5 protein-coding genes and 1 pseudogene are annotated in these 4,596 nt (G+C 68.5%); 4 read left to right on the forward strand and 2 right to left on the reverse strand.

All coding sequences use genetic code 11. The features are described from left to right. A partial coding sequence (locus ACO6D5_RS29585) for a LysR substrate-binding domain-containing protein (protein ID WP_485827368.1) occupies positions 1-245 on the forward strand: 245 nt, incomplete at its 5' end. A 29-nt stretch (positions 246-274) separates the two neighbouring features. Here ACO6D5_RS29585 and ACO6D5_RS29590 read toward each other — a convergent pair. Further along, the gene (locus ACO6D5_RS29590; protein ID WP_485827369.1) at positions 275-1,132 is read right to left on the reverse strand and encodes a LysR family transcriptional regulator; all 858 of its coding nucleotides are present in this window, start codon (positions 1,130-1,132) and stop codon (positions 275-277) included. 140 nt (positions 1,133-1,272) lie between these two features. Between ACO6D5_RS29590 and ACO6D5_RS29595 the strand changes: the two genes are divergently transcribed. Genes ACO6D5_RS29595 through ACO6D5_RS29605 form a run of 3 tightly spaced genes read left to right on the forward strand, consistent with a single transcriptional unit; the run spans position 1,273 to position 4,398 of the window. Continuing rightward, positions 1,273-2,265, forward strand: a complete 993-nt coding sequence (locus ACO6D5_RS29595; protein ID WP_485827370.1) for a tripartite tricarboxylate transporter substrate binding protein — start codon at positions 1,273-1,275, stop codon at positions 2,263-2,265. A gap of 40 nt (positions 2,266-2,305) precedes the next feature. Further along, the gene (locus ACO6D5_RS29600; protein WP_485827371.1) at positions 2,306-3,205 is read left to right on the forward strand and encodes an HpcH/HpaI aldolase/citrate lyase family protein; all 900 of its coding nucleotides are present in this window, start codon (positions 2,306-2,308) and stop codon (positions 3,203-3,205) included. Then, positions 3,202-4,398: a CaiB/BaiF CoA transferase family protein gene (locus tag ACO6D5_RS29605; RefSeq protein WP_485827372.1), complete on the forward strand. Its 1,197-nt coding sequence runs from the start codon at positions 3,202-3,204 to the stop codon at positions 4,396-4,398. The genes ACO6D5_RS29600 and ACO6D5_RS29605 overlap by 4 nt, the downstream gene beginning before the upstream one ends. 10 nt (positions 4,399-4,408) lie before the next feature. Here ACO6D5_RS29605 and ACO6D5_RS29610 read toward each other — a convergent pair. Next, positions 4,409-4,596, reverse strand: a pseudogene (locus ACO6D5_RS29610) (dethiobiotin synthase); the annotation flags it as partial.

Genomic DNA, 4,596 nt, shown 5'->3' on the forward strand with positions numbered 1-4,596 from the left:
TCACGGGCCGCATCGCGCTAAGCGACGTGCATGCCGAGGTGCGCGCCGCGGTCGATGGCATCGGGATCGGCAGCGTGCCGGAATACTACGTGAACGAGCTCGTGGCATCGGGCCGGCTGGTGCGGCTGCTGGACGACTGGTGCCCGCCGTTCCAAGGCTTCATGCTGTATTACCCGCGGCAGCGCCGCGTGTCGTCGGCGTTGCGGGCGTTCATCGACATGGCTCGGTTGGAAGGCGGCGCCTGAATTCGGCCGCGCCGTCGGCGTTTTGCACGTTACGGACGCGCGCCTTCCAATAGCGCCTGCACCAGCCGGTTGTCCTGGTCCGTCAGCCGGCATACGAACGAGATCTGACGGTAGGGCGCCTGCTTGCCCAGCGGCAACACGCGCACCGGATGCACGTTCAGCAGGTTCGGGCCCGGCTCGGGCAGCACGCATACGCCCAGCCCGGCGGAAACCAGCGCCGTCAGCGCCGCCAGCGATTGCATTTCGATGCGGCAGCGCGCGTGCGGCGCATGCTGCGCGACATAACGCGCCGCCAGCCGGCCGCCGATGGTGGTCTTGTCGAAGCGGATCCATTCGTACTGTTGGAACAGGTCGGCAACGCGCGTCGCGTGTGAATCGGGCGGTGCGATCAACACCAGGGTTTCCCTGAACAGCGGCGTCCAGGCCAGGCGGCGGGACCCGCCGGTTTCGGGCTGCGTGATGATGGCGGCGTCGATCTCGCCTTTCTTCAGCTTTTCGGTCAGCTCCGTGGCGCGTCCCCGCACCAGCCGCACGTCCAGCAGGGGATAGCGTTCGCGCAGCTTGCGCAGCAGCGGGGGCAGCAGCGTCACTTGCAGGGGCTCGATGGTGCCCAGCCGGACCCGGCCTTCGACCGCGGGCGTGCTGCGCCGGCGCAATTCGTCCAGGCGCGCCAGCGCCTCCTGCAGGACGGCATCGACTTCCGCCGCAAAGGCGTTGGGCCGCACTTGCAACGCGGAGCGGTCGAACAAGGGCTGTCCGAAATACGCCTCCATCTGCTTCATCTGCAGGCTGACGGCGCTGGGCGACAGGTTCATGTCCGCGGCGCCCGCCGCGAAGCTGCCGCCCCGCAACACGGCGTTGAGCGTACGGAAAGATTCGATCTTCATCAGAAATCCTCACGTAGTGTTTTAAGAATCCTCGCTTTATATCATCAGGCGGGCGTCCTAGTATTCGCTTCAGACAAAACGACAAGCGGCATGCACGCAGGCGTCGGACGCCCGCCGGACCGCAACCGAGGAGACCCCCAATGACGAAGTCCTTTGCCGGCCTGCGTGCCGCCTTATTGCCCGCCTTAGCCCTGACTGTAGCGCTGGGCGCGCCCGGATTGGCTGCGGCGCAGGCGGCGCCCGCCGTCCCCGCGACGATCACGATGGTCGTGCCGTTCCCGCCGGGCGGCAGCAACGACGTGTTTGCCCGCGTGCTGGCCGAAAAGCTGGGCGCGCGCCTGTCCACGACCGTCATCGTCGAAAACCGGCCCGGCGCGGGCGGCGCGATCGGGGCGGAATATGTGGCCCGCGCACCGAAGGATGGCTCCGTGCTGATGCTGTCGTCGTCCACGCTCACGACCAATGCGGCCGTGCAGACCAACCTGAAGTACGACGTCGTGCGCAGCTTCGCGCCGGTAGCGATGCTGGCGCGCAGCCCGATGGCGCTGGTCGTGGGCAAGGATTCACCCTACCAGTCCATGGCCGACCTGCTGGCCGTTGGCCGCAAGGAGCCGGGCAAGCTGACCTACGGCAGCGCGGGCTTGGGCTCGGTCAACCAGATGGCCAGCGAAATCCTGGCCGGGGGTGAGAAGACATCGTTTACGCACGTGCCCTACAAGGGCATGTCGCATGCGCTGAACGACCTGGCCGGCGGCCGGGTTGATTTCGTGATCGGCAGCTTCGCATCCACGGCCTCGCTGCTCAAGGGCGGCAAGCTGCGCGTGCTGGCCGTGACCTCGCCCGAACGGTCGCAGTTCTATCCGGCGCTGCCCACCATCGGTGAGGGCCAGCCCGGCTATTCGGTGGAGCTGTGGTGGGGGGTGCTGGCGCCGGCGGGAACCCCCGCGCCCCTGGTCGACAAGCTGAACGCCGAGATCCGCGGCATCGTCAACGACGAGAAGATGCGCGCCATGTTTGCCGAAGAAAGCGCCGTGCCGGCCGCGCTGACCGTGCCGCAATTCACTGAACTGGTCGAGGCCGATGCCGCCAAGTGGAAGCAGGTGGCGCGCGACCGCAACATCTCCATCCAGTAAGCGCCGGCCCGCATCAACCCCTCTTTCCCTGAGTGCAAGCATGAGAAGCAAACTGTTCGTACCCGGATCGCGCCCCGAGTTGTTCGCCAAGGCGCTGGCGGGCGCCGCCGACGCCTTGTCCTTCGACCTGGAGGACGCGGTAGCGCCGTTGCGCAAGGACGAAGCACGCGGCCATCTGGGCCGCATGCTGGCCGCGCCCGAAGCCGCCGCGTCCGGCAAGACGCTGATCGTGCGCGTCAATGCGTTGGATTCCGGGCATTTCCATGCGGACGTGCAGGCCGTGGTGCGGCCGGGATTGCATCTGGTGAACCTGCCCAAGGCGGAGCGCGAGGCCGACGTCGTGGCGGCGGCCAGCGCGGTCGAACAGGCGCGCCGCGCCAACGGCGTGGACGAACCGGTCGGGCTGCTGCTGAACATCGAGTCGCCGCGCGCGCTGCGCCGGGCGGCCCGCCTGGCGGCGGCGCATCCCAGCGTGGCGGGCTTGCAGTTGGGGTTGGGCGATCTCTTCGAACCCGCGGGCATCGCCCGCCGCGCGCCGGTGGCGGTGCAGCAAGCCATGTTCGCGTTGCGCCTGGCGGCGGCCGAGGCAGGCGTGTTCGCCTATGACTCCGCCTTCGCCAATATCGAGGACGAAGCCGGCTACCGCGCCGAGGCGGAACTGGCCCGCAGCCTGGGGTATCTCGGCAAAAGCTGCATCCATCCGCGCCAGGTGCCGCTGGCCAACGCGGCGTTCCGTCCGACGGATGACGAGATTGCGCATGCGGGCCGCGTGGTGCAGGCCGCGCGGCAAGCGTCGGCCAAGGGCGTGGCGGCATTCGTGGTGGACGGCCGGATGATCGACGGGCCGTTCCTGCGCCGCGCGGAAGCGGTGTTGCGCGCGGCGGCCGAGCTGGGCCTCGCCGATGCCGCGAACATCGCCAATGCGGCGGAGGCGCCATGATGGCCCCCGCCATGCAATCGACGGGCGGGCCGCTGGCTGGCGTGCGCGTGCTGGACCTCAGCGCCTACATCGCCGGGCCCTATGGCTGCGCGTTGCTGGCAGATCAGGGGGCCGACGTCATCAAGGTCGAGCCTCCCGGCGGCGACAACCTGCGCAAGTACCCGTCCACGCTGGCGGCCGAGAGCCGCGCTTTCCTGGGCGTGAACCGCGGCAAACGCGGACTGGTACTGGACCTGAAGAACCCGCAAGCGCTAGCCGTGCTGCATGAACTGGCGAGCCAGGCGGACGTGCTGGTGCACAACTTCCGGCCCAGCGTGCCGGCACGCCTGGGCATCGCCTATGAGCAATTGGCCGAGATCAACGCGCGCCTGATTTACTGCGCCGTCACGGGCTATGGCGAAACGGGTCCGTTGAAGGACAAGGCGGGCTACGACCAGGTGCTGCAGACGATGACGGGCATGTGCGCCCTGCAGGGCAAGGCCGAGGGGCCGCCCGAGATCCTGTACGGATCGGTGGTGGACTACTATGCCTCGTCCATGGTGGCGGCGGGCGTGGCATCCGCGCTGTATGAGCGCGAACGCAGCGGTCGCGGCCAGTTCGTGGGCGTATCGCTGTTGCGCAGCGCGCTGGCCTTGCAGTCGGCAAGACTGGTCTGGGCCGAAGGCGAACCGCGCGACATCGGGCGCGACATGCGCTCGGGCGGCATCACGGGCATCCATCCCACCGGCGAGGGGTATCTGTACATCTCGGCCAATACGCCGCATTTCTGGCAGGCGCTGTGCGCCAAGACCGGCCTGCCCGAGCTTGCCGCCGACGACCGCTATGACTCGGTGCGCAAACGCGCTGAACACCGCGACGAGATCGTGCCCCGCCTGCACGCCGCGCTGCGCGCGCGCACGGCGCTGGAATGGGAAGCCTGGTTCGGCGAAGAGGTGCCTTGCGCCGCCGCGCGCGGCGTAGAAGACATGTTCGACTTCCCGCAAGTGCAGGCCGAAAACATGGTCACGACGTTCACGCATCCCGTGGTGGGCAGCTATCGCGGATTCGCCCAGGCCATCAAGTTCGGCCGTAGCCAGACGGAAGCCCCCCGCGCCGCGCCCGCCTTCGGAGAACATAGCGAAGCGGTGCTGGCGGAGGCGGGGATATCGGCAGAACGGGTGGCGGCGTTGCGGGAACGGGGAGCGCTGGGATGAGGCCCGACGTCTAACCCGTCACCGCCGGCGCCCCGCCCAATGCCGCCAGGCATTCGTCCAGCGCAGGGATGGTCCGCGCCAGCGCGTCGACGGCGGCGGCGTCCACTTTGGACAGGGGCGGGATTTCGGCCAGCACGCGCACGTCGCCGAAGCGTTCAATGGCTTCCTTGTTGCCCGCCGACAGCGGGCCGCTCATGA

Source organism: Achromobacter sp., from assembly GCF_057314935.1.